We start from the raw sequence: 26,618 nt of genomic DNA, 5'->3' as shown, positions 1-26,618 counted from the left end.
GTGCGCTCGCAAGGCGCAGGGGCGGGCGCATACTCGGTCCTCTGTAACCGTCCCTGCAACGCCGCGAGCGTGCGTGGCAGGCGCCGCGGACCCGGCGATAGTTCGAAGACACCACCGCTAGGCCTGCGCGGGCACTGACACGGGCAGCGGGAGGTCGGCGGCCACCAGCCAGCGGCCGGCGACCGGACCGGCCTCCAGCGTGCCGCGCAGCAGTTCGAGGCGTTCGCGCATGCCGGTCAGGCCGTAGCCGCCGTCGATCGTCCGCAGCGGGGACGCGGCCGCGGCACCGACCGGGAGATCGTTCGCGATGACGAGCCGTACGCCGCCGTCCGTGTAGGCCAGCCGCACCTCGACCTCGGCCTCCGGCGCGTGCTTGGCCGCGTTGACGAGCGATTCCTGCGTGATCCTGATGAGCGCGACCGTCGCGTCCGGCGGTACCGGCCGCGGTTCGCCCACGATCTCGCAGGGCACGAGGCGGGCCAGCTCCTCGTGCAGCGGGAGGGTGTCGGAGCGCAGCGCGTGCACGGCCCGGCGGGCCTCGACGAGGCCCTCGGTGGCCATCCGCTGCGCCGCCTCCAGGGCCGTGAGCGCCGCCGCGGTGTCGCCGCGGTCGGTGATCAGGGCCCTGGCCATCTGGATCTGGATACCGAGCGCGCCGAGCGAGTGCGCGAGCACGTCGTGGATCTCGCGGGCCAGCCGGGCGCGCTCGTCGAGCACGTCGGCCCGGCGCTGCTCGGCCCGCAGCTGCTCGTGCTGCGCGAGCAGGGCGGCTGCCTGCTCGGCGCGGATCCGGTAGTCCGCGCGGCTGCGGCCGAGCATCATGCCGACGACGAGCAGCAGCGGGAAGCCCAGGCAGGTGCCGACGCCCTGGTTGAAGACGATGCCGCCGGCCTCGCTGGCCAGCATGCCGGACGCCGCGACGGTCAGCGCGAGAGTCAGGCCCAGGTCGGCGACCGCCGCCTGGATGGCGGTGATGGCGAAGATGATCATGTACGAGCCGTCGCCCGACGCCGTCGCGCCGAGGCAGCCGGTCGCGATGACCAACATCAGCGCCGCGGGCCGCATGATCCGGTCGGCCGGCTCCGGCAGCCGGTTCGCCTCCGCCAGTGCCAGCAGCACCTCGCCGAGGAAGAGCCCCGCGAAGGCGGCCTGCTGGGTGGCGGCTCCACCTGGCACGGCGACCGGGTGGAGGAAGATCAACACGCCGAGGACGCCGAGCCCGGCCAGGCGCGTCGTCCAGATGGAGGCTCGCAGCATGCGCCCAGTATTCCGGCGGCGTGCGGCGGGCGGAACGAACCACGGGTGGAGACGGGCCGGCCCGGATCTCAAACCGCGTGGTACCGGGTCCCGAACCGGGGACTGATTCGCCGCGCGGCCTGCGGCGGGAGAGTCGGTGACGTCGAACCCGGACATCGAGGCGAAGGAAATCACATGGCTCTCAGTGCACTGACCCAGGCCGAACTCATCAACGGCATCGTGCTCGTCGTGACGCTGCACAGCGACCTCGGCGGCCACAAGAAGATCAGCGCCTTCCGCCTGCTGCGCCCCGCGATCACCTGCGCGGCGATCGTGCCGCTGTTCATCTCCTCGCCGATCACCCACGGCACCGGCCTGGCGATCGAGCTCGCCGGGATCGCGGCCGGCCTGCTCGGCGGCCTGCTCGCGGTCATGTTCATGCGGGTCTACCGCAGCCCGCAGACCGGCAGGCCGGTCTCCGCCGCGGGCTGGCCGTACGCGCTGCTGTGGACGGTCGTCGTCGGCGCCCGCGCCTTCTTCTCCTACGGCGCGAGCAGGCTCTTCTCCCGGCAGCTCGCCGACTGGTGCATCGCGCACCAGGTCACCGCGGCGGCGATCACCGACGGCCTGATCTTCATGGCGGTGGTCATGGTCCTCACCCGCACGGCCGGCCTGGCGACCCGCGCCGCCGCGCTGCGCGGGTCGCGGCCGGCTCAGTCCGCGACGGCGAACTCGTAGCTCGGGAATTCGGTCAGCGGCCGATACCCCAGCGCACGGTTGACCGCGAGCATCCACTGGTTCTCATCGTTGTTGAACGTGCTGACCAGGCGGGTGCTCGGCCGGTCCTCCAGCAGCCACAGGGCGGCCGCGGCCTTGATGCGCAAGCCGAGGCCGTGGCCGCGGTGCTCGCGGACGACGCCGGTGTCCCAGATCTCGACGCGCTCCGGCTCGTCCGGGTACGTGCCGATCGAGTTGAAGCCGGCGACGGTCCCGTCCGGAGCGAGCGCCACCTGGGTGTAGCGGCGGATGCCCGCCTGCTCCAGCTGCTCCTCGACGAAACGGAGCTTGTCGAGCGTGTACTTGGGCCAGTCGTACTCGAACGTGCCGATCGGCTGGTCGGCCATCGCGTCCATCACGCCGAGGAACGACTCGGCGAGCTCCTCCGGACAGCGACCGGTCCAGCCGACGAGCGTGTAGTCGCCGTTCTTCGCGCTCGGCTCGGCCCACGCCGCGTACTGCTCCCGGTCGATCGCGCCCAGGTCGAGCATCGAGATGATCGCCGTGTCGGTGAGCTTGCCGCCGTACCGCTCCACGAACGGCGCCGGGGCCATCCTCGCCGGCATGCCGAGCGCGAGCCGCCTGCGCCCGAGCTCCGCGGCCCGCCGAACGACGGCCTCGAACAGTGCCGTCTCCGCTCCGGACGCCCGGCCGCGCGCCGTCACGTTGATGCTCGCCGTCATGAGATCCAGGTTGTGCACGAGGTCGTAGTCGACGACGGCCATGCCCTCGGCGAGCGTCGCGTCCTGGTCCGCGAAGACGCCGACCGCCTCCGTCCGCCGCTGGTATCCGTTCATGCACCAATGTCGAAGCCTGATCTTCCCGGGTGCGGGAACATCTGGCATGTAGTCCCTGCGCCACTGCTCCAGGGCCGGGACGACGGCCGCCGCGTCCCGTGGGTTCTCCGCCGGGTTCAGCTCTCTGATCTGCATTCAGTCAGGACAGCACCCGGCGTGCGGCGGCCGCCACCGGTTTTTCAGTTGGCCCGCACGGTGAACGCGCTCAGCCGCTCCGAGGCGTACCAGGCGGTGACCGCGACCGCGATGACCGACAGGACGATCGACGGCGTGAACGTCAGGTGCGAGTCCAGGTCGCCGCTGTTCGAGACGCTGTGCGCGATGCCCAGCGACCACTGCTCGATCGAGAGGTACTTCGCGCCGCCGACCAGGGTCGCGATCAGCTGCTCCCAGATCGCCACGTACGCCAGCGCGTAGATCACCGGGTGCCTCAGCGCCGCCGAGATCAGCACGAACAGGCACGAGTAGACGATCGAGCCGAGCACCGCGCCGAGGAAGCAGCCGAAGGCCAGCTTGTGCGGGCCCTGCGCGATGATCCCGGCGATCAGCACCGGGACCGCCGCGAACAGCGTCGTGGTCGCCGCCGAGACGGCGATCTTGGAGACGACCACGTCGCGCCGCGGCACCGGCGTGGCCAGCAGGTGGAGCACCGAGTTGTCGTCGATCTCCGAGCCGAGCACCGAGGTGCCCACGAGCAGCGCCGTCAGCGGGACGACCGCGCCGACGCCGACCCGGCCGAGCACCAGCGCCGGCCAGTCGCTCTGCGTGCCGTGCGCGTTCTTGAGCACGAGGGTGATCACGATCAGCACGAGCGCCGGCAGTACGAACAGCAGGGCCCGTCTGCGCCCGAACAGCGCCCGGAAGCTGATCCAGGCGACGGTGGAGTTGTACATATCCGGCTCCTTAGGATCCGACGAGGTAGGCGAACACGGATTCCAGCGACTCGTCCGAGGGGACGACCTCGCGCAGGCCGATCCCCGCGGCCCTGGTGACCTTCGCCAGCTCGCGGGTGAAGGTGCCGTGGTCGCTGGCGTGCACCTCCAGGCCGCCGGCGGTCAGCGAGACGCCCTGCACGGCGCCGCTCGCGATGAGCACCCCGGCCAGCGCGCGGTCGTCCGTGCTGCGCAGCACGAACACGTGCGGCCGGTTGGTCATCAGCCGGCGGATCGTGCGGTAGTCGCCGGAGGCGGCGAGCCGGCCCGCGACGACCACCTGCACGGTGTCGGCGAGCTTCTCGACCTCCTCCAGGATGTGCGAGGAGAACAGGATGGTGCGCCCCTGGCCGCCGAGCCCGCGCAGCAGGTCCATCATGTGCAGCCGCTGCCGCGGGTCCATGCCGTTGAACGGCTCGTCCAGCAGCAGCACCTTCGGGTCGTGCACCAGCGCGGCGGCGACCTTGGCGCGCTGCCGCATGCCCTTGGAGTACGTCTGGATCGGCCGGTCCGCCGCCTGCTCAATCTCGACCAGGTCCAGCGCCCGCTCGGCCGCGGCCTTCGGGTCCGGCAGCCGGTGCAGCTTCGCGGAGGCGGTGACGAACTCACGCGCCGTCAGGAAGGCGTAGACCGAGTCCCGCTCCGGCACCAGGCCGACGGTCCTGAACACGTCCGGATGCCGCCAGGGGCTCACCCCGTCGATCGTCACCGAGCCGCGGGACGGGGATAGGAAGCCGGAGAGCAGGTGCAGGATCGTCGACTTGCCCGCGCCGTTCGGACCGAGAAGCCCCGTGACTCCCGGGCCGAGCTCGAGCGAGATGTCGTTGACCGCGACCACGTTGCCGTACCAGTGCGTGACGTGCTCGAAGCGCACGATCAGCGGGCTGTCCCGCTCGGCCGGCGCGACGGGCGCCGCCGTCTGCTCGATGGCGCTCACGCCTTCACCTCGCCGCGCTCGGCGAGCGCGCTCGCGCGACGCCCTGTGCTCGATGGTTCACTCGCGAGCAGGTTCACGAGACGCTCACCTTCCGGTATCGCAGGAACAGGCCGCCGCCCGCGGCGACCAGCAGGACGATCGTCTCGGCGCCGTAGACCGGGCCGAGCGGGGACGGGTTCGGGATCTGCCCGTCGGTCGCGTCGAACAGCCAGATCCGGGTGCCCTCGACGATGTTGACCGGGTTGAGCATGCCGCCGACCTTGGCGACGGTCGAGTAGACCGGGCTCTGGTACTGGATGGTCAGGTCGGCGTAGCCGGGCCTGTTCGGGTCCCGCTGCCCGTTGATCTGCTCGATGTTGTCGTTGCGCAGGTCCACCCCGGCGCAGAGCCGGTCGACGACGCCGGTCGGCGGGCCGTCCTGGCCGCCGCCGAAGCCGAACAGGTTCTGCGCGCCCGAGTTCTTCCCCACGGTCGGCTCGGTGCAGCTGACCGTGTGCTCGGCCCAGGTGCGGCCGAGCGCGTCCGAGAAGACGTGCCCGATCGCCGTCGTGACCAGGAAGAAGATCGCGATCGCGCCGGTGGCGATCACCCGGCGGCCGGTGGCCGAGGCCATCAGCAGGCTGATCGAGCTGAACAGCGCGGACTGGAAGAACGCGACGAACACCGCCGGGAACGCGTCCCGGGTGTCGAGCCAGATCTGATGGCCGGATTTCGCCGAGGCCACCTGGCCCAGGAAGGTGACCAGCACCGGCAGCAGCTCGACCACCAGCAGCGAGGTGAACAGCGCGAGCAGCTTGGCCAGCGGATAGTCGCCGCGGCGCAGCGGCCGGGAGAAGTACAGCGGCAAGGTGTGGTGCCGCAGGTCCCGGGAGACCAGCTCGGGCGCCGCGATGGCGACGAACAGCACGGCGAAGAGCATCAGGTTGTAGCCCATGGCCGCGTAGCTCAAGACCGGCTCGCGGTTGGTGGAGGCGGCGTAGACGTTCAACGCGGCCGGCACCATCGTGATCGCGATCACGAACCAGGGCACGATCTTCGCCTTGGGCCCGCGGCCGAGGCCGAAGACGCTGCGCACGCTGTGCACGTAGAGGGCGCGGACGATCTGCGCGCGCCCCAGCCGTGGACCGGCGTACGGCTTATAGCCGATGTCGTGGATGACACTGGCGGGTGCGGTGCTGCTCACAGCAGAGCCTCCTGCGCACTGGATTCGGAAAGGGCGCCGGCGAAAAGCTCCTCGACGTGGTGCCGCCGATGCTCGAGCCTCGTCAGCGGCAGCTCCAGGTCGGCGATGGTGTCGCGCACCGTGTCGAAGACCGGGTCCCCGTCCAGCCGGACCAGCAGCTGACGCCGCGTCGGCTGCTGGCTCACCGTCAGGCCGCACTCGGTCAGCCGCGCCTCGAGCAGGTCCAGCCCCTCGTCCACCTCGACCGCGAGCCACGGCAGCGCCTGCGTCATCGAGTCCAGCGAGGCGGCGCGCAGCAGCCGGCCGCCCTCGATCGCGACGAGGTGGTCGCAGATCCGCTCGATCTCGCTGAGCAGGTGCGAGGCCACCATGACGGCGATGCCGAACTCGGTGCCGATCCGGTGGATCAGCGAGAGCATCGAGTCCCGGCCGGCCGGATCGAGCCCGTTCGTCGGCTCGTCGAGCAGCAGCAGCCCGGGATCGCCGACCAGCGCCTGGGCCAGCTTCACCCGCTGCTTCATGCCGGTCGAGAAGGTGCCGATCTGCCGGTAGCGCTCCTCGTGCAGGCCGACGTGCCGCAGCGCCTCGGCGGCCTGCTCCTTCGCGGCCGTCGAAGGCAGCCCCGACATCCGGCCCAGGTGCGTGACGAACTCGGTCGCGGTCACGTCGGCCGGCAGGCAGTCGTGCTCGGGCATGTACCCGACCCGGGCGCGGATCAGCTCGCCCTGCCCGCGCGCGTCGAGGCCGAGCACCCGGACCGTACCCGAGGTCGGGGTGAGCAGGCCGAGCAGAATCTTGATGAGAGTGGACTTCCCGGCGCCGTTCGCGCCGACCAGGCCGGTGATCCCCGGCCGCACCGCTAGCGTGAGGTCGTCCAGGGCCGTGACGCCCCCGGGATAGCGCATCGTGAGCGCCGTCGCCTCGATGATCGATTGCTCGTAATCTGACACACCTGGAAGGTAGGCCCGCGTGGCGCGCGTCACATCCGGCGGAAGTCCTAGAGATGGGTAATCCCTGAGGATGGGATTCCCTGAGCCGGCTTCGGGGTTTTCCCCGGGTGTCACCCCTCCGGCCGACCCGGATCCGCCGCCCGGATGACCCACTGGTCTATACCTTAACCGGCCTTTTTCCGCATTACGGCTACAGTGTGGGTCGACATCGCTGAGAGGAAACGGTTTAACGGTGTGCGGAATCGTCGGATACGTGGGTGACAAGTCGGCGCTCGACGTGGTCCTCGAGGGGCTGCGCCGGCTCGAGTACCGGGGCTACGACTCGGCGGGCGTGGCGGTGGTCGCCGAGGGCGCGCTGACCGGCCGCAAGAAGGCCGGCAAGCTGGCCAACCTGGAGAAGGAGCTGGCCGAGAACCCGCTGCCGGAGTCCGGCCTCGGCCTGGGGCACACCCGGTGGGCCACCCACGGAGGCCCGACCGACGCGAACGCGCACCCGCACTTCGACGCGGACGGCAAGGTCGCGGTGGTGCACAACGGCATCATCGAGAACTTCGCCGCGCTGCGGCACGAGCTGCGCGAGGCCGGCGTCGAGCTGCTCAGCGAGACCGACACCGAGGTCGTCGCGCATCTGATCGGCAGGGAGTTCCCGGACTGCGCGGGCGATCTGGCCGAGGCGATGCGCCGCGTCTGCCGCCGGCTGGACGGCGCCTTCACCCTCGTCGCCGTGCACGCGGACGTCCCCGGCGTGGTCGTCGGCGCGCGGCTGAACTCCCCGCTCGTGGTCGGCGTCGGCGCGGGCGAGGCCTTCCTGTGCAGCGACGTGGCCGGCTTCATCGGCCACACCAGGGACGCCATCGAGCTCGGCCAGGGCCAGGTCGTCGAGGTGCGCAGGACCGGCGTGTCGATCACCTCCTTCGACGGCGCGCCCGCCGAGGGCAAGCCCTTCCACGTGGACTGGGACGTGGCCGCCGCGGAGAAGGGCGGCTACGACTACTTCATGCTCAAGGAGATCGAGGAGCAGCCGCGGGCCGTCGCGGACACGCTGCTCGGCCGGATCGGCGACGGCGGCCGGCTGCAGCTTGACGAGATGCGGATGAGCGAGTCCGAGCTGCGCAGCGTCGACAAGGTCATCGTGATCGCCGCGGGCACCGCGTACCACGCGGGCATGATCGCCAAGTACGCGATCGAGCACTGGACCCGCATCCCGGTCGAGGTCGAACTCGCCTCCGAGTTCCGCTACCGCGACCCGATCCTGACCCGCGACACGCTCGTCATCGCGATCTCGCAGAGCGGCGAGACCGCCGACACGCTGATGGCGCTGCGGCACGCCAAGGAGCAGCACGCCCGGGTCCTGGCGATCTGCAACACCAACGGCGCGACCATCCCGCGCGAGGCGGACGCGGTGGTCTACACGCACGGCGGCCCGGAGATCGCCGTCGCCTCGACCAAGGCCTTCCTCACCCAGCTGATCGCCTGCTACCTCGTCGGCCTCTACCTGGCCCAGGTGCGCGGCGCGAAGTTCCCGGACGAGATCCAGGACATCCTGATCCAGCTGGCGCAGGCCCCGGAGAAGGTGCGCGAGACGCTGGACCGGATGGAGCCGGTGAAGGAGCTCGGCCGGCTGCTCAAGGACGCCGAGCGGGTGCTCTTCCTCGGCCGGCACGTCGGCTACCCGGTGGCGCTCGAGGGCGCGCTCAAGCTCAAGGAGCTGGCGTACGTGCACGCCGAGGGCTTCGCGGCGGGCGAGCTCAAGCACGGCCCGATCGCGCTGGTCGACCAGGACCTGCCGGTCGTCGTCGTGGTGCCGCCGGCCGACCGGCCGCTGCTGCACGACAAGATCGTCTCCAACATCCAGGAGATCCGGGCCCGCGGCGCGCGCACCATCGTGATCGCCGAGGACGGCGACGAGGCGGTCGTGCCCTTCGCCGACACGCTGATCCGGGTCCCGGAGCTGCCGACCCTGCTGCAGCCGCTGGTCGCGACGGTGCCGCTGCAGGTCTTCGCGTGCGCGCTGGCGGACGCGAAGGGCCTGGACGTGGACCAGCCGCGTAACCTGGCGAAGTCCGTGACTGTGGAGTGATCGGTGGCCCCTGACCAGCTGAGCCCGTCGCCGTGAAGTGGTTGTCCGCGGCGTAACCTGGCACAGCACCTGGCACAGCGTTCAATGGACGGTGGAGTAGGTCCGTCAGAGCAGTTCCGACCGAGTAAAGGGCCGTCAGATGATCGTGGGCGTGGGCATCGACGTGGTCGACATCGCGCGGTTCCAGGCATCGCTGGAGCGCACGCCCGGGCTGCTGGAGCGGGTCTTCACCGAGCGCGAGCGGTCCCTGCCGGCCGCCTCGCTGGCCGCGCGGTTCGCCGCGAAGGAGGCGGTCGGCAAGGCGCTCGGCAATCCGGGCGACCTCAGCTGGCAGGACGCCGAGGTCTGCAGCGAGCCGAACGGAAGGCCGTACCTGCTGGTGGGCGGCGGCGTGGCGGCGCGGGCCGAGGAGCTCGGCGTCACCCGTTGGCACCTGTCGCTGAGCCACGACGCGGGCATCGCGTCGGCGATGGTGGTCGCGGAGGAGTAGCACTCCTTACAGAATGGGCGTATGAGATACGCGCACGCAGTCGCCGATGTCCGCGCCGCCGAGCGGGAGTTGATGGCACGTCTGCCGGAGGGCGCGCTCATGCAGCGCGCGGCCTTCGGTCTCGCGACCGTCGCGGCGGACATGCTGCGCGACGCGGGGTCGGTCTACGGCTCGCGCGTCGCGCTGCTCGTCGGCGTCGGCGACAACGGGGGAGACGCCCTGTACGCGGGCGCACTGCTGGCGGGCCGGGGTGTCGCGGTGCACGCACTGCTGGCCGATCCCGACCGTGCGCACGAGGGCGGCCTGTCAGCCCTGCGCGACGCCGGAGGCCGGATCGTCGCGGACGCCGCGGTCCTGGACCAGGCCGACCTCGTCGTCGACGGGCTGCTGGGCATCGGCGGACGCGGCGGGCTGCGCGGCGAGTTCGCCCGTTTGGCCGAGGCCGCGCACGAGTCGGGAGCGCCGATCCTGGCCGTGGACCTGCCGAGCGGGATCGAGGCGGACACCGGCGAGGTGAGCGGGCCCGCGGTGCGCGCGGACGTCACCGTCACCTTCGGCACGCACAAGCCGGGCCTGTTCGTCGACCCCGGAGCGTCCCACGCGGGCATCGTCGAGTTCGTCGACATCGGCCTCGAATTCCCGCCGTCGGTCGAGCCGGTGCTGGAGAACCTGCAGGTGCAGGATGTGCGGGCGCTGCTGCCCGCGCCGGGCCGTTCTTCGCACAAATACTCCCGCGGAGTGGTCGGGCTGGCGGTCGGCTCGGAGCGCTACCCCGGCGCCGCCCTGCTGGCCGTCGGCGCCGCCCTGCGCTCGGGAGTCGGCGCGGTGCGCTACAGCGGCCCGGTCGACGTGGTCAGCAGCTACCCCGAGGTCATCGCGGGCGGCGGAAAGGTGCAGGCCTGGGTCGTCGGATCAGGGCTCGGACGGGACGACGAGGCCGTCCGCAGACTGCTGAACGTGCTCGCCACCGACGTGCCGGTCGTCGTCGACGCGGACGGGCTCCGGCTGCTGCCGCGCAAGGCGTTCGAGCGTTCCGCGCCCACGATCATCACCCCGCACGCCGGCGAGGCCGCCGCCCTGCTGGACGTCACCGCTGAGCAGATCGAGGGACAGCGGCTCGAATACGTCCGCCGTCTGGCGCAGTCGTATGACGCGACGGTCGTGTTGAAGGGCCCCTTGACCCTGATCGCGGGCCCCCAGACATCCAGGGTACGGGTGAACACCCACGCCGGTCCCGTCCTGGCCACCGCGGGCAGCGGCGACGTGCTCGCCGGGATCATCGGCGGCCTGCTGGCCGGCGGCCTCTCGCCGTATGACGCGGCGTCGGCCGGGGCCTATCTGCACGGCGCGACCGGGCTGCTCGCCGCGCGCAGCGGACCCGTCGCCGCCGGTGACCTGGTCGCCTCCTTGCCCTTGGCCTGGCACAATATCCAGGAATGAGTGACCACACCGCCCTGACCCCCGCCCGGCTGGAAGCCCGGATCGACCTCGACGCGCTTCGGTCGAACGTCCGGCGGCTGCGCGAGATCGCCGCCCCGGCGCAGGTCATGGCCGTGGTGAAGGCCGACGCCTACGGACACGGCATGCTTCCCTGCGCCCGCGCCGCCCTGGAGGCCGGCGCCGCCTGGATCGGCACCGCGGTGCCGCAGGAGGCGCTCGCGCTGCGCGCGGCCGGGATCGAGGGGCCGATCCTGACCTGGCTGCACAGCCCCGGCGACGACTTCGCCGCGCTCGTGCGGGCCGACGTGGACGTCTCCGTCTCCGGCCAGTGGGCGCTGCACGCGATCCTGGAGGCCGTCGAGCGCACCGGCCGGCCCGCGCGGATCCAGCTCAAGGCGGACACCGGCCTCGGCCGCAACGGCGTGCAGCCGCACGACTGGCCGCTCGTGGTCGACGAGGCGGTCAAGGCCGAGCGGGACGGCCTGGTCAAGGTCACCGGCGTCTGGTCGCACTTCGCCTGCGCCGACGAGCCGGGACACCCCTCGATCCAGCTTCAGCTGACGGCCTTTCACGAGGCTTTGGCGTACGCCGAGGCCGCCGGGGTGCGCCCCGAGGTGCGGCACATGGCCAACTCCCCGGCGACGCTCAGCCTGCCGGAGAGCCACTTCGACCTGGTGCGCACCGGCGTCGCCATGTACGGCCTGAGCCCGGCGCCCGAGCTCGGGCTGCCCGCGGATCACGGCCTGCGCCCGGTGATGTCGCTGGTCGCCCGGCTCGCCTCGGTCAAGCGGGTCCCGGCCGGGCACGGCGTGTCCTACGGCCACACCTACCGCACCAGCGAGGAGACCCGGCTCGCCCTGGTTCCGGCCGGGTACGCGGACGGCGTCCCGCGGGCCGCCTCGGGCGTCGGCCCGGTCTCCATCGGCGGCCGCCGGTACACGATCGCCGGCCGGGTCGCGATGGACCAGTTCGTCGTGGACCTCGGCCCCGGCGGCGGCGCCGACCCGGATCCGCGGCCCGGCGACGAGGCGGTGCTTTTCGGCCCCGGCGACGGCGGCACGCCCACCGCGCAGGACTGGGCCGACGCGACCGACACGATCGGCTACGAGATCGTCACCAGGATCGGGCCGCGCGTCCCACGCGTGTATCACCCGGTCGACAGCTCGGCACCGAACGCTTGAAGCGGGCCTGACGGGCAAGAATAAGCAGTAGAGTCGAGATCCGACGCGGGGATAAAACGGGGCAAATCGAACGTTGACGTAGGTAGAGTGCGCAGTGTGGAAGGCGGGCCGGACCGTGGCACAGGCATCGGGGAAGGGCAGGCGCGCCGGGATTCTCGGCGCGGCCGTCGGCGTCGTGGCCGCAGGAGCGGCGCTCGGCTTCACCGTCGAGCGACTGACGATCGGACGAGCGGTGCGCAGGATGGCTGAGATCCACGACCCGGGCGAGCCCTTCGGCACCCTGCGCGGCGACCCGCAGTCGGTCACCGCGTCGGACGGCGTGGAGCTGTATGTCGAGGTCGACGAGCCGCGCGGCTGGGCCGCGGGACCGGCGCGCACCAGCGGTCCCGGCGCGCTCAACGGCACCCCCGTCGCGCCGCCGGCGGTGAGCGCCGACCGGCCGACGCTGCTGTTCACCCACGGTTTCTGCCTGCCGCAGGACTGCTGGCACTACCAGCGCGCCGAGTTCTCCGCGACGCACCGGATGGTCTTCTGGGACCAGCGCGGCCACGGCCGCTCCGAGCGCCCGCCGAAGGACAGGAAGGGCCGCGCCAAGCCCGTGACCATAGATCAGCTCGGCGAGGACCTGCACGCCGTGCTCCAGGCGACCTGCCCGCAGGGCCCGGTCATCCTCGTCGGCCACTCCATGGGCGGCATGACGATGATGGCGCTGGCCCAGCGGCACCCGGAGCTGTTCGGCGAGCGGATCGTCGGAACCGCGCTGATCAGCACCTCGGCCGGCCGCTTCCAGGACATCGCCTTCGGCCTGCCGCGGCCGAGCGCCAAGCTGCTGCACCGCACCACCCCGGCGGTGCTCGAACTGCTGGCCAAGCAGACCGGCCTGGTCGAGCGCGGCCGCGCGATCGGCGGCGACTTCGGCCTGGTCATCATCCGCCGCTACGCCTTCGGCTCCGAGGTCCCGGAGTCGCTGGTGCGCTACACCGAGGACCTGATCCAGTCCACCCCGATCGACGTGATCGCCGACTTCTACCCGGTCTTCGGCAAGCTCGACATGAGCGAGGCGCTGCCGGTCTTCGACCGGGTGCCGAGCCTGGTGCTCGGCGGCGCCAACGACCTCATCCTGCCGGTCGCGCACAGCGAGGCGCTGGCCGACGCCATGCCCTCGGCCGACTACGTCGTGCTGCCCAACGCCGGCCACGCGCTGATCCTGGAGCACCCGGACGCGGTCGGCAACGCGTTGCGTAACCTGGTCGACCGGGCCGAGGACCAGCTCGGCTCGCCGTCAAGCAGGAGAGCAGCGCAGTGACCGAGGTTGACGGGCCGTCACAGGCCCCGGGCGGCAAGGAAGAACGGCTCACCGCGACCGACGCGGAGGAGACCCGCGCCGTCGGCCAGGCGTTCGCCAAGCGCTTGGAGCCCGGCGACCTCGTCATCCTTTCGGGCGAACTCGGCGCCGGGAAGACGACGTTCACCCAGGGCCTAGCCGAGGGCCTGGGCGTGCGCGGCCCGATCACCTCGCCCACCTTCGTGCTGGCCCGCGTGCACCCCTCGCTGGTCGGCGGCCCGGCCCTGGTGCACGTGGACGCCTACCGCCTCGGCAGCCTCGCCGAACTCGACGACCTGGACCTCGACGCCTCCATGGACGACTCGGTCACCGTCGTCGAGTGGGGCGAGGGCAAGGCCGAGGTGCTGGCCGAGGGCCGCGCCGGCCACTACGTGGTCCGCCTGGACCGAGCCCGCGAGGACGACGTCCGCGAGATCACCGTCTCCCGCGTCTGAAGCCGCCGCCGCCCTTTCGCCGCACTGAGCCGGGGGTTCCGGTGGCGAACCGCCCGGGCTGAGACCAGGGTGTGCCATCCGGCGCCAACCGCCCGACTGAGACCGGGGCGCGACTCCCGTTTCCCGCCGCGTTGGCCGGGCCGCCGAAGCCTGGCGCTACCGCTTAGCCGCACTGAGGCCGGACGTGGCTCCCGTGGCCAACCGCACTTCGGTCAGGCGCGGCTTCCGTGGCCAACCGCTGACTGAGACCGGGGCGTGACTCCCGTGGTCAACCGCGTTGAGCGCCCTGCCGAAGCCTGGCGCCGCCCGCTTCGCCGCGCTGAGACCGGGGCCGTGGCTCCCGTGGCCAACCGTCCGCCCTGAGGCTGGCCGGGCGTGACTCCCGTGGTCAACCGCGTTGAGCGCCCTGCCGAAGCCTGGCGCCGCCGCTTCGCCGCGCTGAGACCGGGGCGTGCCTCGGCGCCAACCGCGTTGGCCGCCCCACGGAGCCCGGTTTTACCGCCCTCGCGCCCTGCCGGAGCCTGGCGCCGCCGCTTCGCCGCGCTGAGACCGGGCGTGCCTCTCGGCGCCAACCGCGTCGTTGGCTGCCCCGGCGAAGTCCGGTGCTACAGCCCTCGCCCGCTACCCGAGCCTGACTCCGTGTCAGGGCACCACGACGATTGTGGTGCCCACCGAGGCGAAGTCGTAGAGGGCCTGCGCGTCGAGCTGTGCCATCCGGATACCGCCGGTCTTGCCGGTCGGGGCGGGGGGCAGGCCGGTGATGTTCGCCTCGGCGTCGAAGCCGTAGCTGCCGCCGAAGCGCACCACGTAGAGCACCTGCACGTCGTCGCCGCCGGTCGCGCCGGGGGCCTTCGAGGTCACCGTGTACGAGCCGTCGGCGGGGGTCTCGGTGCCCGGGACTACGGGCATCGTGCGCTCGACGGTGCTGCTCTGGGCGAGCCATATGCGCTTCTGGGTGGCGGAGTACACGATCCGGGTACCGCTGCCCGAGTTCGCCGGCAGCGCGACGGAGCTCGAGCCGGACGAGCCCGACTTCGTGGTCTTCGTCGTGGAGGCGTTCGAGGCCTGCGCGCGCACCTTCGGCGCCGTCGCCTCGGCCTGCGCCGCGAGGACACCCACGGCCGCCAGCGCGACGATCGTCATCATCAGCACCGAGAACGTGGCGCCGCGCCCTGAGCTGGGCTTTCCCGAGTTCTGCCGGGCGGCGGAGCGGGTCTGCGGAGGCGGTGCCGCGGAACCCCGGCGGCCGGCCCCCGCGGCCTGGTTGGGCGTCGTGCCGTACGACGGCGGCGCCGACGCGGCTCGACGCGGTGACCCTGCGGCCCTGGTTCCTTTGCCCATGGGGGCCATCATGCCCTACCGGCACCGTACGGGTTAAGAGGGCTTCGCTTCGGGCGTACTTGCGGTCCAGCCCGCGCCGATAGTCAATAATGGCCGGGTGCTGCTCTTGGCTTTCGACACGGCGACCCCCGCGGTGACCGTCGCGCTGCGTGGAGATGAGGGTGTGCTCGCCGAGCACACCGAGGTCGACGCCCGCAGGCACGGCGAGCTGCTCGCCCCCGGCATCGAGAAGGTGCTCGCGGCGGCCGGCTGCTCGCGCACCGATCTGACCGGCGTCGCGGTGGGGGTGGGCCCCGGCCCGTTCACCGGGCTGCGGGTGGGCCTGATGACGGCCCGCGCCCTCGGTGACGCGCTGGACATCCCGGTCCACGGAGTGTGCACGCTCGACATCGTCGCCGCCGCGGTCGCCGCGGACGGAGCCTTCGCGGTGGCCACGGACGCGCGGCGGCGCGAGGTCTACTGGGCCGCGTACGACGTGACGGGCCGTCGGGAGGGCGAGCCAGCGGTGGACCGGCCCGCCGAGGTCGCCGACCGGCTCACCGGGCTCGGCGTGGCCGGGCAGGGCTCGCGGCTCTACCCGGAGCAGTTCCCGCGGGCGCTGGACCCGGAGCTGCCGAGCGCGGCCGTGCTCGCGGAACTGACGGCGCGTCTGCTGCGCGAGGACCCGGAGCGGCTGCTCCCGCCGGAGCCGCTGTATCTGCGCCGGCCCGACGCCGTGGAGCCGGGTGCGCGCAAGGCGGTGACCCAGGCATGACCAGCGCCCACCTGCTGCCCGCGGCGGCCCGACCCGGGCGCGTCGAGCTGCGGCGCATGCGGTGGTGGGACATCCCCGGCGTCATCCTGCTCGAGCACGCGGCCTTCCCCGAGGACGCCTGGTCGGTCGGCATGTTCTGGTCCGAGCTGGCCGAGGCCGCGACCCGGTACTACCTGGTCGCCGAGGAGTACGCCCCGGACGACGAGAACGAGCCGCGGTTGATCGGCTACGCGGGACTGCTCGCCGGGATCGGCGAGGCCGAGGTGCTGACCATCGCGGTCGATCCGGGCCGCGAGGGCCGCGGGCTCGGCGCGGTGCTGCTGACCGAGCTGATGCGCGAGGCCGCGCGGCGCGACTGCGACGACGTCGTGCTCGAGGTGCGGGTGGACAACGACCGCGCCCAGCAGCTCTACCGGCGGTTCGGCTTCCAGGACGTCGGCATCCGGAAGGGCTATTACCAGCCGATGGGGATCGACGCGCTGGTGATGCGCAGCGGCGAGATCATCGCGCGCTTCGGCGACACGGGGGCGGCCGGGCAGCGCATCGAGGTGGACAGTGTGAAGACCGTGAATTGGGTGAAGGAATGAGCTCCGCCGACCAGCCGATCGTCCTCGGCTTCGAAACCTCCTGCGACGAGACCGGTGTCGGCATCGTGCGCGGCACGGAGCTGCTGGCCGACGCGGTGGCCACCAGCGTCAACGAGCACGCGAGGTTCGGCGGGGTGGTGCCCGAGGTCGCCTCGCGGGCGCACCTGGAGGCCATGGTGCCGACCGTGCACCGGGCGCTGGAGACAGCGGGCCTGAAGCTCGGCGACATCGACGCCGTCGCCGTCACCGCGGGTCCGGGCCTGGCCGGGGCGCTGCTGGTCGGCGTCGCCGCGGCGAAGGCGTACGCGCTGGCCCTGGGCAAGCCGATCTTCGGCGTGAACCACCTGGCCGCGCACGTCTGCGTGGACCAGCTGGAGCACGGCAAGCTGCCGCAGCCCGCGATGGCGCTGCTCGTCTCCGGCGGCCACTCCTCTCTGCTGCTCGTTCCGGACGTGGCGACGGACGTGCGCCCCCTGGGCGGCACGATCGACGACGCGGCCGGCGAGGCCTTCGACAAGGTCGCCCGGGTGCTCGGCCTCGGCTTCCCCGGGGGCCCGCACATCGACCGCGCCGCGCGCGAGGGCGGCGATCCGGACGCGATCGCCTTCCCGCGCGGCCTGACCGGCCCGCGCGACGCGCCCTTCGACTTCTCCTTCTCCGGCCTGAAGACCGCGGTCGCGCGCTGGGTCGAGGCGAAGCAGCGGGCCGGCGAGCCGGTGCCCGTCGCGGACGTGGCCGCCTCCTTCCAGGAAGCCGTCGTGGACGTGCTCACCCGCAAGGCCCTGCGCGCCTGCAAGGAGAACGGCGTCGACCACCTGCTGATCGGCGGCGGCGTCGCGGCCAACTCGCGGCTGCGCACGATGGCGGTCGAACGCGCCGAGGCCGTGGGGGTCCGCGTCCGCGTGCCGCGCCCGGGCCTGTGCACCGACAACGGCGCCATGGTCGCCGCCCTCGGCGCCGAACTCGTCGCGGCCGGCGTCGAACCGAGCAGGCTCGATCTGCCCGCGGACTCCTCCATGCTGATCACGGACGTCACCGCCTAAGGACGTCACTGGGTAAGGCCGTCACTGGGTAAGGACGTCACCGCCTAAGGACGTCACCGCCTGACTTCGAGCCCGTACCGCCACCCCGCTTAGGCCGTGTCTCCCAGCTATCGCCGGATCCGCGGCACATGCCAGGCACGCTCGCGGCGTTGCGGGGACGGTTGCAGGCGACCGAGTACGGGCCCGTCTCTGCGCCTTGCGAGCGCACGCGTGAGACGCCGCGGCCTCCTGCTTGGACGCTGGTTCGAAGACACGGCCTAACCGCCGCCTAGCGCGTAACCTCCGACGGTTCCCCCGCCCCGCGGCAGCAGGGCGGGGGAAGCCTTGTTCAGCCGCTCGACGAGGGCGCGGTGCAGGTCGATCAGCTCGTGCACGCCCTGATCCACCCGCCAGAGCGCGTACGACGCGTCGAGCACCAGGCGCGCCTCCTCCGGGCTGACGGACTCCGCCTCGGCCAGCTGCCTGAGGATCCGCTGCGAGGCCTCCTCGATCTCGTGCCAGGCCGACTTCAGCCGCGCGTCCTGCTCGCGGAGCAGTGTCCTGTCGATGCGCATCACTCACTCATCACCTCTCGTGTTGACCGGACTACCTGAAGTGACAACGCGTCACTTCCGGCGCCGGTTCCCGGGATCGCGGGAAATCCCGGCAACCTTTTCCGGGCCGGGGCGGACCTAGGGGCGGGCGGACCGCGACGGTCCGCGGACAGAGGAGCCCTGATACCCATGCCCCGACTGGGCCTCAAACAGCGATTCCGCAGGCACCCGCGCCGTTACACGGTGCTCGGCGGTGCGGCGAGCGCGCTCGGACTCGTGGCGGCGGCGGCCAGAATGGCGTCGGCCGCGCCGAGTGCGGCGTCGGCCGCCGCGTACAACTTCGGATCCGGCTACTCCGCGATCGACGGCACCTTCACGTCGGTCACGGCGAACTGGATCGAGCCGACCGCGGTCTGCGCGGGCGGCGACCAGCAGACCGGCTTCTGGGTCGGGCTGAGCGGTTCCGGCACGATCGCGCAGCTCGGCACGGCCGCCAACTGCAACGGGACCACGCCGGACTACTACTCCTGGTGGGAGATGTACCCGGCGGTCGGCGTGCCGGTGAGCAATGCGACCGAGCCCGGCGACCACATGCACGCGTCGGTCGTCTACGACGGCGATAACAACTTCACGATGGTTCTCAAGAACGTCACCCGCGGCTGGACGATGACGCAGGACAAGACCCAGGTCTCCACCGGCGGCACGCCCACCTCGGCGAACGTCATCGTGGAGGCCAACTCGGACACCGGCGCCGCGGGCTCGTCCGGGAACGTCACGGACTTCGGCTCGGTGACCTTCTCCGGAGCGACGGCGAACGGAAAGCCGCTGGGGGACTGGACGCTCTGGACTGGAAACCTCGTGGATATGCGAGGGGTTCAGGAGGACGCCATCTCGTCGCTGACCGGCGGACGGGTGTTCACGGCGACCTGGCTCAGCACCGGCTGAGCAGCGACCGGGAGCCGGGCCAGGGAAGCCCCCGGCCGCGTGCCGCGCCGGTTCGGACGGCGCGGCACGCGGCCGGGATCGGGACCTGTCGGTATCGGGACGTCGGGATCGGGACCTGTCGGTATCGGGACGTCGGGTTCGGGACCTGTCGGGATCGGGACGTCGGAGTTGGTACGTCGGGATCGGGACGTCGGAGTCAGGACATCGGCGTCGGGCTCATCTTGGGTGCGTTCGGCGCCGCCACCTCGAGCGCGGCGTTGAGCGACTCGAGGTAGGCCCTGCTGGTGTAGGTCGCGCCGCTGACCACGTCCAGGTCGGTGGTCTGCTTGCTGAGGATCTCGCTGCGCAGCACGGCCGCGGCGTGCAGCGAGTCGTCCCAGGAGTGGTTGTTGTCGTGCGGCAGTTGCACCGCGACGAGGTTGACGATCTTCGTGCCGAGGCAGGTGACCTGCACCTGGACGATGCCGTGCGCGAGGGGGATCTCGGGTCCGAGCGCGGTTCGGGTGCCCGCGGTCGTGGAGACGCCGGTGAGGGCGGCGTGCTCCGTGGGGGTCATCAGCGCCTTCGCCGTGATCGCCGTGGTGAGGACGGCGGCCGAGGCGACGGTGCAGACGGTGAAGATTCGCATGGCAACTCCCAACTCAGGGGTGCGCCACGTGGGTCACGTGGGTCAGAAGTCGAAAAGCTCGGAATGGATGTACGTCCTGCGCACGCCCGCGCGCCTGAGGTTCTTGATCGTGGCGGCCACCATGCCGGGGGAGCCGCAGATGAACACTTCGCGTTCGCGCAGGTCGGGAATGGCCTCGCGCAGTCTGGCCGGATGCATGGGGTCGTCGCGCGGGTTCTTGCCGCGCTTGCCGAGCACCGGCAGGAAGGTGAGCTTGCCCTGCCGCTGCATCCGGCGCAGCTCGTCGACCATCAGCAGGTCGTGCTCGGTCGAGGCGCGCTGCGCGAAGATGACGTCGCGCTCGTTTCCGTCGAGGGTCTCGGCGATCGCGCGCAGCGGCGTGACGCCGACGCCTCCGCCGATCAGCAGCACCCGTCTTCGCCGTCTGAGGTAGGCGGTGAAGGCGCCGTACGGGCCGTCCGCGAGCACTCGCTGGCCGGGCCGCAGCCGGCGCTTGAGCCGCCTGGTGTAGGCGCCGACTCCCTTCACGGTCAGCCGCAGGGTGTTCTCGGTCGGGTGCGCCGAGAGCGAGAACGGGTGGGTCTGGAACCAGACCCCGCGGGCCAGGAAGCGCCAGCGGAAGTACTGGCCGCCCTGGGCGTTCAGCTCGTCGATGTCGACGCCGGTGATGTAGATGCTGATCGTGTCCGGAGCCTCGGCCACGATGTGCGAGATCTTCAGCCGGTGCCGCACGTGCCGCTTCAGGGGGAGGTAGAAGCGGTGCGTGAGCACGGCAGCCGCGACCGCCAGGTTGACCAGCGTCCAGCCGTCCCTGGCGAATGCGTTGCGGGTGAACTGGGCGCCCATCGCGATCTCGTGGCCGAACGCCAGCACGCCGGCGGGGTAGGCGACGAGGTGGACGGCGTGCCAGCGCTCGTAGCCGAGCTTGCGCCGGAACTTCTTGATCGAGCTGAGGCCGAGGCCGAGCAGCAGCAGGTACGCGATCGTCGCGATCAGCACGTCGGGATAGGTCTGCAGGACGCCCATCAGCACGGTGCTCACGGGTGCTCCCAGGCTGAGCGAGTAGCCGGTGAGCACGAGGGCGACGTGCATGGTGAGCAGCATCATCAGATACCCGCCGAGGTAGCGGTGCAGCGATGCGAGCCAGGAGCCGATGCGGCGCTCCAGCCAGGGCAGCCGCGCCATCAGCGCGACCTCGATCAGCAGCAGGTAGCCGCCGACGAGCCCGGTCAGCTGGGCGGCCATGATGAGTTCTTCGGAGAGGTTCGCCACGCGCGCGGCGGGAGTCTGCAGCCACCACAGGGCCAGCATCTCCAGCCCGCCGCCGAGCACGAGCACGATCAGCACGACGCTGAGCGCGTACCGGGAGAGCATCGGCCGGCTGGCCTCGCGCTCCATGTCTGACTTCGCGTGCGGATTCGGGTACGTACGCACGAACGGGTATATCGGTCCGGTGGTCTCGGGGCCCGAGGGGCTGGGTCCGGGCACCGCCGCCACCGGTTGTGGGCTGGTGTCCATAGACCCGCAGTAAACCCGCCGGGCTTCGATGATCGCCGGATTTTAGCCAAAAACTCGTGCGAATTTGGCGAATCCTTGCCGGGACCGGTGCGGAACCGGTCCCGGCGAGTACACTACGTCGTCGCTCCGACGCGTCAGGCGACGAATCAGGCGACGAACTCGGTCTCGAGGGTGATCGGCACCGCCTTGAGGGCCTGGGAGACCGGGCAGCCCTCCTTCGCCTTGTTCGCGAAGTCGACGAACTCCTCCTCCGTCAGCCCGGGCACGGCGGCGCGGACCGAGAGGCGGATCGCCGTGATGCCGGTGCCGGGCTGGAAGTCCACCTCGGCCTTGGTGTCCACGGTGGTCGGCGCGGTGCCGTTCTGCGCGAGCGCGTGCGAGAGCGCCATCGAGTAGCACGTGCTGTGCGCCGCCGCGATCAGCTCCTCCGGCGAGGTCACGCCGTTGGGCTCGGCCGAACGGGCCGCCCAGGTGACGTCGTAGGTGCCGAGGTTGGACGAGTCGAACGAGACCTGGCCCTTGCCCTCGAGCAGGCTGCCTTCCCAGTGCGCTGCGGCCTTGCGCGTGGTCGCCATAGGATCCACTCCCTGATGCGAGATGGTGATTCTCCGTCAGAGTCGATCCTACGACCGCTTGAGCACATAGATCCCGTAGGCGTCGCTCCAGACGACGGTGTACGTCGCGCCCGGATGGCGCTGCTCGACGAACGCGACCGGATCGTTGATCGTCCCGGAGAACCCGGAGACGACCGTGTCGAGCACGATGTACTGCACGGCGGGGTTTCCGGTGTTGCCGATCCAGTACGCGTCGTCCTTGGCCGCGAGGGGCGCGAGGACGTTGATCGTGGCCTCGACCGTCACGTCGCCCGGCACCATCGAGACCGCGTGCCGCAGTTCGGCGGTGCGCTGGTCGAAGGTGAAGGTGTCCGGGTTGAAGAACTGGTTGAACGCGAACTGCGGGACCATCGCCGCGCTCGCCGCCAGCATCGCGACCGCGCCGTGCCGGCCGACCGCGCCGCTCGCGGAGTGGGCCCAGCGGCGCCACCAGGGGACCGGGACGGGGACGGGCTTAGCCTCTTCATCCGCGTCCCCTTCGTCGTCCTCAAGGGGCGCGTCGGCCAGCGGCTCGGCGTGGCGCGCCCGCTCGATCGCGTCGATCGCCACGACGGCCAGCACCGGCATCAGCACGGCGTTGTAGTGGTACGCCGTGCCCCAGAAGCTCGTGTCCGTCGAGATGAAGCGCAGGCCGAGGTTGGCCACGACGAGCAGCACGAGCGGCGAGCGGAGCACCGTGAACGCCGTGACCGCGAGCAGCAGGAAGATCAGTTCGAGCTTGTTGCCCGCCTGGTTCATCCCCGAGTCCCACAGGCAGCTGACCGCGTTCCCGTGCGCGGCGCCGGACGTGGTGCCGACGCAGCTGTTCTTGCTCCAGTACTGGTAGACGTGCTGCGCGTTGAAGTGCGGGATGATCCAGTAGATCGCCAGCAGCGAACCGGCCACGCCCATCGCCGCGATCGCGCCGCCGAGCCTGATCCGGCCGCGCAGGATGACCGCTATGCCGATCGGCAGCACGAAGGTGAGCCCGATGTCCTCCTTGCACAGCAGCAGGAGGAAGCAGCAGGCCACCAGCGTGCGGGTGCGCTCCTCGAGCATCGCCCAGAGCGCGAAGGCGAGCAGCGGCACGGCGAAGGCTATCTCGTGGAAGTCGAAATCCACCGCCTGCGCGACGCCGAAGGACAGCCCGTAGCCCGCGCCGACCGCGTACGCGCCGCCCGGGCCGATCCGGTCCCGGCCCAGCCAAACGATCGGCACCGCGGCCACCGCGAACAGCGCGGCCTGCGCCACGAGCAGCGTCACCGGGCTCGGGAAGAGCAGGAAGACCGGGCCGAGCGCGGCGAGTATCGGGTGGAAGTGGTCGCCGAGCAGGTTGTAGCCCGGCGCCAGGATGTCCACGATCGGCGCGTGCAGGTGCGCGTAGTCCTTGACGACCTCGGTGAAGATGCCCAGGTCGTAGGAGCCGGCCGCGGACCGGTAGTACCGGGCGATCGAGTCTGCGCCGTACACCACGAACAGTCCGAAGGCGAGCAGCCAGGGGCCCCAGGTCGCGGCGCGGAATCTGGCCGGCCGCCGGATGATCATCCTTGGTGAACGCACAGGGTGCAGGGTACCGGCTGGATCTGTGAGCAAGAATATGATCCGTGGATCTCACCGAATTCGACCTCTTGCTCACCGACGGTGGCCGGGAGCTGCTCGGCGAACTCGGCGCGCTGCCGGACCCGGTCGACCCGCTCACCGCCTCGGCCCGGCTGCGCGCCCGCTTCCCCGCCGGCCTCGTCACGACGGCGCTGACCCAGGACCGGCTGCGCCGCCGGGCGGCGGCGAAGTTCGGCGAGCGGGCCGGGTCCATGTACTTCACCGAGGCGGGCTACGAGCAGTCCACCCGGCGCTCCGTCGCCCGGCTTCGCGCTGAACGTTTCACGGCGGCGGGCGTGCGCCGGGTCGCGGACCTGTGCTGCGGGATCGGCGGGGACGCCCTCGTGCTCGCGGAGGCGGGCATCGAGGTGCTGGCCGTGGACCGCGATCCCGTCACGTGCGCCGTGCTGCGCGCGAACGCGGCCGTGCTCGGGCTCGAGGGGCTGATCCGGGTCGAGTGCGCGGATGTGGAGGCGGTTTCGCTGGACGGCTGCGACGCGGTCTTCCTGGACCCCGCGCGACGCGGTGAGCGCGGCCGCGTCTTCGATCCCGGCGCGTACTCGCCGCCGTGGTCCTTCGCGGTCGGGCTGGCCGGCCGGCTGCCGGCCGCCGGCTTCAAGGTCGCGCCCGGAATCCCGCACGAGGCGATCCCCGGCGGCGCGGAGGCGGAGTGGGTCTCGGACGGCGGCGACGTGAAGGAGGCCGGCATCTACTTCGGCGCGCTGCGCACCGCCGAGCGCCGGGCCACGCTGCTGCCGGGGCCGCACACGCTCGTCTCTGCGGGCGAGCCGGACCCGGAATCGGGAGAAGTCGGCCAATACCTATACGAACCGGACGGCGCCGTCATCCGAGCGCGCCTGATAGGCGAGCTGGCAGAAACCCTTGACGGTCGCACCCTCGACCCGACGATCGCCTACCTGACGGCCGATCGGTACGCGCCGACGCCCTATGCCGCAGCGTACGAGGTCACCGACGTGCTCCCGTTCACCGTGAAGAAGTTGCGCGCGCTCGTCGCAGAACGCGGCTACGGCACCCTCAACATCAAGAAGCGCGGCGCGGACATCGACCCCGCGGCCCTGCGGAAGCAGTTGCGTCCCGCAGGGCCGCGGGCGAACGCCGCCACGATCATCGTGACGCGGCACCTCGGTCGGCACGTCGCGCTCGTGGCACGCGAGATGCCCACGGAGAAGCCGTCCGCTGCTGGGTGCTAGCCGACCTGGGCTCCAGCGTCGGCAGCGTCACGTGCACCTGGAGCCCGCCGAGCGGCGAGCGGTCGGTGTTCAGCGACCCGCCGACCCGCTCGGCGAGCTTGCGCACGATGTCCAGGCCGAGGCCGGTGGAACCCGTGCCGCCGGTGCCCGCGCCGCGCTTGACCGCGTTCCGCGGCTCGCTCAGGCCGGGGCCCGCGTCGTCGATCAGCACGGCCACGGCGCCGTCGCCGTGGTGCACGGTCACCTGGAAGCCGGTGCCCTCCGGCGTGTGCCGGAAGATGTTGCCGAGCAGCGTGTCCAGCGCCGCGCCGAGCTCCTGAGCCGAGATCGCGACCATCGCCGGGCCCGGCGATGCGTCACCGGCGCCGAGCACCGGCCCGAAGAAGCGCCACGGCCGCTCCTGGTCCTCGGCCAGCGCCGACCAGAAGGCGATCCGCTCCCTGGCCACGGCCGAGACCTCGCAGACCGCCGAGGTGATCGGCGTGGTGGCCCGGCTCTGCGTGCCGGCCCGCGCGGTCCTGATGATCTTGTCCACCTCGAGTTCGAGGCGCATCACCGACTCCTGGGTCTGCCGCGCCGCCTGGCCCTCGCCGAGCCCGGCCGCGTTCAGCCGCAGCGCCGTGAGCGGGGTCCGCAGCCGGTGCGAGAGGTCGGCGACCATCTCGCGCTCGGCCGTGATCAGCTGCTCGACCCGGTCGGCCATGGCGTTGAAGGCGTCGCCCGCCTCGGCCAGCTCGCGCGGGCCGTGCGGCTCGACGCGGACCGAGGTGTCGCCCTCGCCGAGCTGCTGCGAGGCGTCGGCCAGATGCCGGGCCGAGCCGACGACGCGGGTGGCCAGCCGGTCCGCGACGAGGGTCGAGCCGAGCACGAGGACGACGGCGACGCCGCTGAGCGTGAGCCAGGCCTCGGCGAGGTCGTGCGTGCTCGCCGAGTCGGGGAGATAGACCTCGATGAGGTTCGTACCCGAGCCGACGAGCTCCGGCTGGACCAGCTCCTGCCCGCCGGGCACGGCGAGCGTCGTCGCCCGCCCGCTCTGCGCCACCGCGGCGAGCTGAGCCGGGTTCGCGTGGTTCGTGCCGAGCAGGGTCTGGTCGGACAGCCGGATGCCGACGTCGTCGCCGCCGCTGAGCGTGGCCAGGGCGTCGCGCAGGTCTGATTTGTCCGTGGTCACCGCGAGCAGCGGCTCGAGCGCGGTGATCTTCGACTCGGCCTGGTTGCGGGCGTTCTGCGCGGCCAGGTGCTCCATCGCGACGCCGAGCGGCACCAGGAACGCCAGGGCGACCATGCTGGTCACGGCGAACGCGACCCGCGCCAGCGCCCAGCGCATGCCCGGCGCGCGGCGCGTGCCCTCCGTGTCTCGGCTCACCGCGGTGGCTCGTTCCCCGACGGATCGACCAGGCGCACGCCGACCCCGCGCACCGTGTGCAGATAGCGCGGCTGGGAGGCGCGCTCGCCCAGCTTGCGGCGCAGCCAGGACAGGTGCACGTCGATCGTCTGGTCGTCGCCGTAGGGCAGCTGCCAGACCTCGGAGAGCAGTTCGCGGCGGGTGACGACTTCGCCGGGACGCGCGGCCAGATAGGCCAGCAGGTCGAACTCGCGGCGGCTGAGGTCCAGCCGCCTGCCGTCGAGCTGCGCCTGCCGGCGGCGCGGATCGATCTCCAGGCCGCCGACCTTGAGCGTGGCCGGCTGGGTGCCGGTGCCCGAGCGCCGCAGCACGGCCGCGATCCGGGCCGCGAGGTGCGCCGCCGAGTACGGCTTGACCAGATAGTCGTCGGCGCCGGCGTGCAGCAGCCGGATGATCTCGGCCTCGTCGTCGCGCGCGGTCGCGATGATGACCGGTACCCGGGTGACGGCGCGTAGCATCTTGAGCGCCTCGGACCCGTCGAGGTCCGGCAGCCCGAGATCGAGCACGATCACGTCGCCCGGATCCCTGGTCGCCTCGCGCAGCGCGGCCAAGGCGGTCCCGGCGCTGCGCACGCTGTGCCCGAACTCGGACAACTGCCGTATCACGGTGCTGCGGATATCGGGATCGTCTTCGACGAGCAGTACGCGGGTCATAGTGTGGCAACCTAACGGATTGACCG

Annotated in this window: 26 protein-coding genes; 12 read left to right on the top strand and 14 right to left on the bottom strand. The window is 71.7% G+C overall.

Annotation, left to right across the window (positions count from 1 at the left end; genetic code table 11):
• Nucleotides 1-117 precede the first annotated feature (117 nt).
• Nucleotides 118-1,257: a sensor histidine kinase gene (locus KDK95_RS03345; protein WP_212516489.1), complete on the bottom strand. Its 1,140-nt coding sequence runs from the start codon at nucleotides 1,255-1,257 to the stop codon at nucleotides 118-120.
• 174 nt (nucleotides 1,258-1,431) lie between these two features.
• On the opposite strand from KDK95_RS03345, the gene KDK95_RS03340 reads away from it, so the two are divergent.
• A complete protein-coding gene (locus tag KDK95_RS03340) occupies nucleotides 1,432-1,974 on the top strand; it encodes a hypothetical protein (RefSeq protein WP_212516488.1) in 543 nt (180 codons plus the stop codon).
• Here KDK95_RS03340 and KDK95_RS03335 read toward each other — a convergent pair.
• From KDK95_RS03335 to KDK95_RS03315, 5 genes are all read right to left on the bottom strand, one after another.
• Complete coding sequence (locus KDK95_RS03335; RefSeq protein WP_212516487.1) at nucleotides 1,950-2,945, bottom strand: GNAT family N-acetyltransferase; 996 nt, start codon at nucleotides 2,943-2,945, stop codon at nucleotides 1,950-1,952. The two genes, KDK95_RS03340 and KDK95_RS03335, sit on opposite strands and share 25 nt — an antisense overlap.
• 44 nt (nucleotides 2,946-2,989) lie before the next feature.
• The gene (locus KDK95_RS03330; RefSeq protein WP_212516486.1) at nucleotides 2,990-3,703 is read right to left on the bottom strand and encodes an ABC transporter permease; all 714 of its coding nucleotides are present in this window, start codon (nucleotides 3,701-3,703) and stop codon (nucleotides 2,990-2,992) included.
• Between the two features lie 10 nt (nucleotides 3,704-3,713).
• A complete protein-coding gene (locus KDK95_RS03325) occupies nucleotides 3,714-4,622 on the bottom strand; it encodes an ABC transporter ATP-binding protein (RefSeq protein WP_249160204.1) in 909 nt (302 codons plus the stop codon).
• 130 nt (nucleotides 4,623-4,752) lie between these two features.
• Complete coding sequence (locus KDK95_RS03320) at nucleotides 4,753-5,862, bottom strand: ABC transporter permease (protein ID WP_212516484.1); 1,110 nt, start codon at nucleotides 5,860-5,862, stop codon at nucleotides 4,753-4,755.
• Nucleotides 5,859-6,767 carry an ABC transporter ATP-binding protein gene (locus KDK95_RS03315; RefSeq protein ID WP_212516598.1) on the bottom strand — a complete coding sequence of 303 codons (909 nt, stop codon included), beginning with the start codon at nucleotides 6,765-6,767 and terminating at the stop codon, nucleotides 5,859-5,861. Before KDK95_RS03315 ends, KDK95_RS03320 begins: the two co-directional genes overlap by 4 nt.
• A gap of 277 nt (nucleotides 6,768-7,044) precedes the next feature.
• Here KDK95_RS03315 and glmS point away from each other — a divergent pair, with 277 nt between their 5' ends.
• The 6 genes from glmS to tsaE all read left to right on the top strand — a co-directional run bounded on the left by glmS (nucleotide 7,045) and on the right by tsaE (nucleotide 13,782).
• Nucleotides 7,045-8,892, top strand: coding sequence for a glutamine--fructose-6-phosphate transaminase (isomerizing) (gene glmS, locus KDK95_RS03310; protein ID WP_212516483.1), 1,848 nt, complete (start codon nucleotides 7,045-7,047; stop codon nucleotides 8,890-8,892).
• Between the two features lie 139 nt (nucleotides 8,893-9,031).
• Nucleotides 9,032-9,382 (top strand): holo-ACP synthase, encoded by a 351-nt coding sequence (locus KDK95_RS03305; protein ID WP_212516482.1) that lies wholly within the window; start codon nucleotides 9,032-9,034, stop codon nucleotides 9,380-9,382.
• Nucleotides 9,383-9,403: 21 nt separating this feature from the next.
• Nucleotides 9,404-10,822 carry an NAD(P)H-hydrate dehydratase gene (locus KDK95_RS03300; protein WP_212516481.1) on the top strand — a complete coding sequence of 473 codons (1,419 nt, stop codon included), beginning with the start codon at nucleotides 9,404-9,406 and terminating at the stop codon, nucleotides 10,820-10,822.
• Nucleotides 10,819-12,003 (top strand): alanine racemase, encoded by a 1,185-nt coding sequence (gene alr / locus KDK95_RS03295; protein WP_212516480.1) that lies wholly within the window; start codon nucleotides 10,819-10,821, stop codon nucleotides 12,001-12,003. The genes KDK95_RS03300 and alr overlap by 4 nt, the downstream gene beginning before the upstream one ends.
• 115 nt (nucleotides 12,004-12,118) lie before the next feature.
• Nucleotides 12,119-13,309, top strand: coding sequence for an alpha/beta fold hydrolase (locus KDK95_RS03290; protein WP_212516479.1), 1,191 nt, complete (start codon nucleotides 12,119-12,121; stop codon nucleotides 13,307-13,309).
• Complete coding sequence (tsaE, locus tag KDK95_RS03285) at nucleotides 13,306-13,782, top strand: tRNA (adenosine(37)-N6)-threonylcarbamoyltransferase complex ATPase subunit type 1 TsaE (RefSeq protein ID WP_212516478.1); 477 nt, start codon at nucleotides 13,306-13,308, stop codon at nucleotides 13,780-13,782. The genes KDK95_RS03290 and tsaE overlap by 4 nt, the downstream gene beginning before the upstream one ends.
• A 642-nt stretch (nucleotides 13,783-14,424) precedes the next feature.
• On the opposite strand, the gene KDK95_RS03280 is transcribed toward tsaE, so the two are convergent.
• A complete protein-coding gene (locus KDK95_RS03280) occupies nucleotides 14,425-15,123 on the bottom strand; it encodes a L,D-transpeptidase (protein ID WP_212516477.1) in 699 nt (232 codons plus the stop codon).
• A 97-nt stretch (nucleotides 15,124-15,220) separates the two neighbouring features.
• On the opposite strand from KDK95_RS03280, the gene tsaB reads away from it, so the two are divergent.
• The 3 genes from tsaB to tsaD are packed head-to-tail and all read left to right on the top strand — an operon-like array spanning nucleotide 15,221 to nucleotide 17,507.
• Nucleotides 15,221-15,877, top strand: a complete 657-nt coding sequence (gene tsaB, locus KDK95_RS03275) for a tRNA (adenosine(37)-N6)-threonylcarbamoyltransferase complex dimerization subunit type 1 TsaB (protein WP_212516476.1) — start codon at nucleotides 15,221-15,223, stop codon at nucleotides 15,875-15,877.
• The gene (gene rimI, locus KDK95_RS03270; protein WP_212516475.1) at nucleotides 15,874-16,464 is read left to right on the top strand and encodes a ribosomal protein S18-alanine N-acetyltransferase; all 591 of its coding nucleotides are present in this window, start codon (nucleotides 15,874-15,876) and stop codon (nucleotides 16,462-16,464) included. The genes tsaB and rimI overlap by 4 nt, the downstream gene beginning before the upstream one ends.
• Nucleotides 16,461-17,507, top strand: coding sequence for a tRNA (adenosine(37)-N6)-threonylcarbamoyltransferase complex transferase subunit TsaD (tsaD, locus tag KDK95_RS03265; protein ID WP_212516474.1), 1,047 nt, complete (start codon nucleotides 16,461-16,463; stop codon nucleotides 17,505-17,507). The genes rimI and tsaD overlap by 4 nt, the downstream gene beginning before the upstream one ends.
• A gap of 257 nt (nucleotides 17,508-17,764) precedes the next feature.
• Here the strand turns inward: tsaD and KDK95_RS03260 are convergent, their stop codons facing one another.
• A complete protein-coding gene (locus KDK95_RS03260; RefSeq protein WP_212516473.1) occupies nucleotides 17,765-18,061 on the bottom strand; it encodes a hypothetical protein in 297 nt (98 codons plus the stop codon).
• A 168-nt stretch (nucleotides 18,062-18,229) separates the two neighbouring features.
• Here KDK95_RS03260 and KDK95_RS03255 point away from each other — a divergent pair, with 168 nt between their 5' ends.
• Complete coding sequence (locus KDK95_RS03255; RefSeq protein ID WP_212516472.1) at nucleotides 18,230-18,985, top strand: G1 family glutamic endopeptidase; 756 nt, start codon at nucleotides 18,230-18,232, stop codon at nucleotides 18,983-18,985.
• 196 nt (nucleotides 18,986-19,181) lie between these two features.
• On the opposite strand, the gene KDK95_RS03250 is transcribed toward KDK95_RS03255, so the two are convergent.
• From KDK95_RS03250 to KDK95_RS03235, 4 genes are all read right to left on the bottom strand, one after another.
• The gene (locus KDK95_RS03250) at nucleotides 19,182-19,613 is read right to left on the bottom strand and encodes an FMN-binding protein (protein ID WP_212516471.1); all 432 of its coding nucleotides are present in this window, start codon (nucleotides 19,611-19,613) and stop codon (nucleotides 19,182-19,184) included.
• Nucleotides 19,614-19,655: 42 nt separating this feature from the next.
• Nucleotides 19,656-21,047 (bottom strand): ferredoxin reductase family protein, encoded by a 1,392-nt coding sequence (locus KDK95_RS03245; RefSeq protein WP_212516470.1) that lies wholly within the window; start codon nucleotides 21,045-21,047, stop codon nucleotides 19,656-19,658.
• A gap of 230 nt (nucleotides 21,048-21,277) precedes the next feature.
• Complete coding sequence (locus KDK95_RS03240) at nucleotides 21,278-21,706, bottom strand: OsmC family protein (protein ID WP_212516469.1); 429 nt, start codon at nucleotides 21,704-21,706, stop codon at nucleotides 21,278-21,280.
• A gap of 48 nt (nucleotides 21,707-21,754) precedes the next feature.
• Nucleotides 21,755-23,284, bottom strand: coding sequence for a DUF2079 domain-containing protein (locus tag KDK95_RS03235; protein WP_212516468.1), 1,530 nt, complete (start codon nucleotides 23,282-23,284; stop codon nucleotides 21,755-21,757).
• Between the two features lie 44 nt (nucleotides 23,285-23,328).
• Here KDK95_RS03235 and KDK95_RS03230 point away from each other — a divergent pair, with 44 nt between their 5' ends.
• Nucleotides 23,329-24,534, top strand: coding sequence for a THUMP-like domain-containing protein (locus tag KDK95_RS03230; protein ID WP_212516467.1), 1,206 nt, complete (start codon nucleotides 23,329-23,331; stop codon nucleotides 24,532-24,534).
• On the opposite strand, the gene KDK95_RS03225 is transcribed toward KDK95_RS03230, so the two are convergent.
• Both KDK95_RS03225 and KDK95_RS03220 read right to left on the bottom strand, forming a co-directional pair.
• Complete coding sequence (locus KDK95_RS03225; protein WP_212516466.1) at nucleotides 24,449-25,900, bottom strand: sensor histidine kinase; 1,452 nt, start codon at nucleotides 25,898-25,900, stop codon at nucleotides 24,449-24,451. The genes KDK95_RS03230 and KDK95_RS03225 overlap by 86 nt on opposite strands.
• Nucleotides 25,897-26,592, bottom strand: a complete 696-nt coding sequence (locus KDK95_RS03220; protein ID WP_212516465.1) for a response regulator transcription factor — start codon at nucleotides 26,590-26,592, stop codon at nucleotides 25,897-25,899. The genes KDK95_RS03225 and KDK95_RS03220 overlap by 4 nt, the downstream gene beginning before the upstream one ends.
• Nucleotides 26,593-26,618 lie beyond the last annotated feature (26 nt).

It is taken from the genome of Actinospica acidithermotolerans (assembly GCF_018139625.1).
Taxonomy (GTDB): Bacteria; Actinomycetota; Actinomycetes; order Streptomycetales; family Catenulisporaceae; genus Actinospica; species Actinospica acidithermotolerans.
Note: the sequence above shows the minus strand (reverse complement) of the source record. Positions and strands in the feature narration are given on the sequence as shown.

Excerpts from the sequence above, each read along its gene's own strand:
- KDK95_RS03345 (WP_212516489.1), bottom strand. The coding sequence starts at position 1,257 with ATGCTGCGAGCCTCCATCTGGACGACGCGCCTGGCCGGGCTCGGCGTC.
- KDK95_RS03340 (WP_212516488.1), top strand. The coding sequence starts at position 1,432 with ATGGCTCTCAGTGCACTGACCCAGGCCGAACTCATCAACGGCATCGTG.
- KDK95_RS03335 (WP_212516487.1), bottom strand. The coding sequence starts at position 2,945 with ATGCAGATCAGAGAGCTGAACCCGGCGGAGAACCCACGGGACGCGGCG.
- KDK95_RS03330 (WP_212516486.1), bottom strand. The coding sequence starts at position 3,703 with ATGTACAACTCCACCGTCGCCTGGATCAGCTTCCGGGCGCTGTTCGGG.
- KDK95_RS03315 (WP_212516598.1), bottom strand. The coding sequence starts at position 6,767 with ATGCGCTATCCCGGGGGCGTCACGGCCCTGGACGACCTCACGCTAGCG.
- KDK95_RS03305 (WP_212516482.1), top strand. The coding sequence starts at position 9,032 with ATGATCGTGGGCGTGGGCATCGACGTGGTCGACATCGCGCGGTTCCAG.
- KDK95_RS03300 (WP_212516481.1), top strand. The coding sequence starts at position 9,404 with ATGAGATACGCGCACGCAGTCGCCGATGTCCGCGCCGCCGAGCGGGAG.
- alr (WP_212516480.1), top strand. The coding sequence starts at position 10,819 with ATGAGTGACCACACCGCCCTGACCCCCGCCCGGCTGGAAGCCCGGATC.
- KDK95_RS03280 (WP_212516477.1), bottom strand. The coding sequence starts at position 15,123 with ATGGGCAAAGGAACCAGGGCCGCAGGGTCACCGCGTCGAGCCGCGTCG.
- rimI (WP_212516475.1), top strand. The coding sequence starts at position 15,874 with ATGACCAGCGCCCACCTGCTGCCCGCGGCGGCCCGACCCGGGCGCGTC.
- tsaD (WP_212516474.1), top strand. The coding sequence starts at position 16,461 with ATGAGCTCCGCCGACCAGCCGATCGTCCTCGGCTTCGAAACCTCCTGC.
- KDK95_RS03260 (WP_212516473.1), bottom strand. The coding sequence starts at position 18,061 with ATGCGCATCGACAGGACACTGCTCCGCGAGCAGGACGCGCGGCTGAAG.
- KDK95_RS03255 (WP_212516472.1), top strand. The coding sequence starts at position 18,230 with ATGCCCCGACTGGGCCTCAAACAGCGATTCCGCAGGCACCCGCGCCGT.
- KDK95_RS03250 (WP_212516471.1), bottom strand. The coding sequence starts at position 19,613 with ATGCGAATCTTCACCGTCTGCACCGTCGCCTCGGCCGCCGTCCTCACC.
- KDK95_RS03240 (WP_212516469.1), bottom strand. The coding sequence starts at position 21,706 with ATGGCGACCACGCGCAAGGCCGCAGCGCACTGGGAAGGCAGCCTGCTC.
- KDK95_RS03220 (WP_212516465.1), bottom strand. The coding sequence starts at position 26,592 with ATGACCCGCGTACTGCTCGTCGAAGACGATCCCGATATCCGCAGCACC.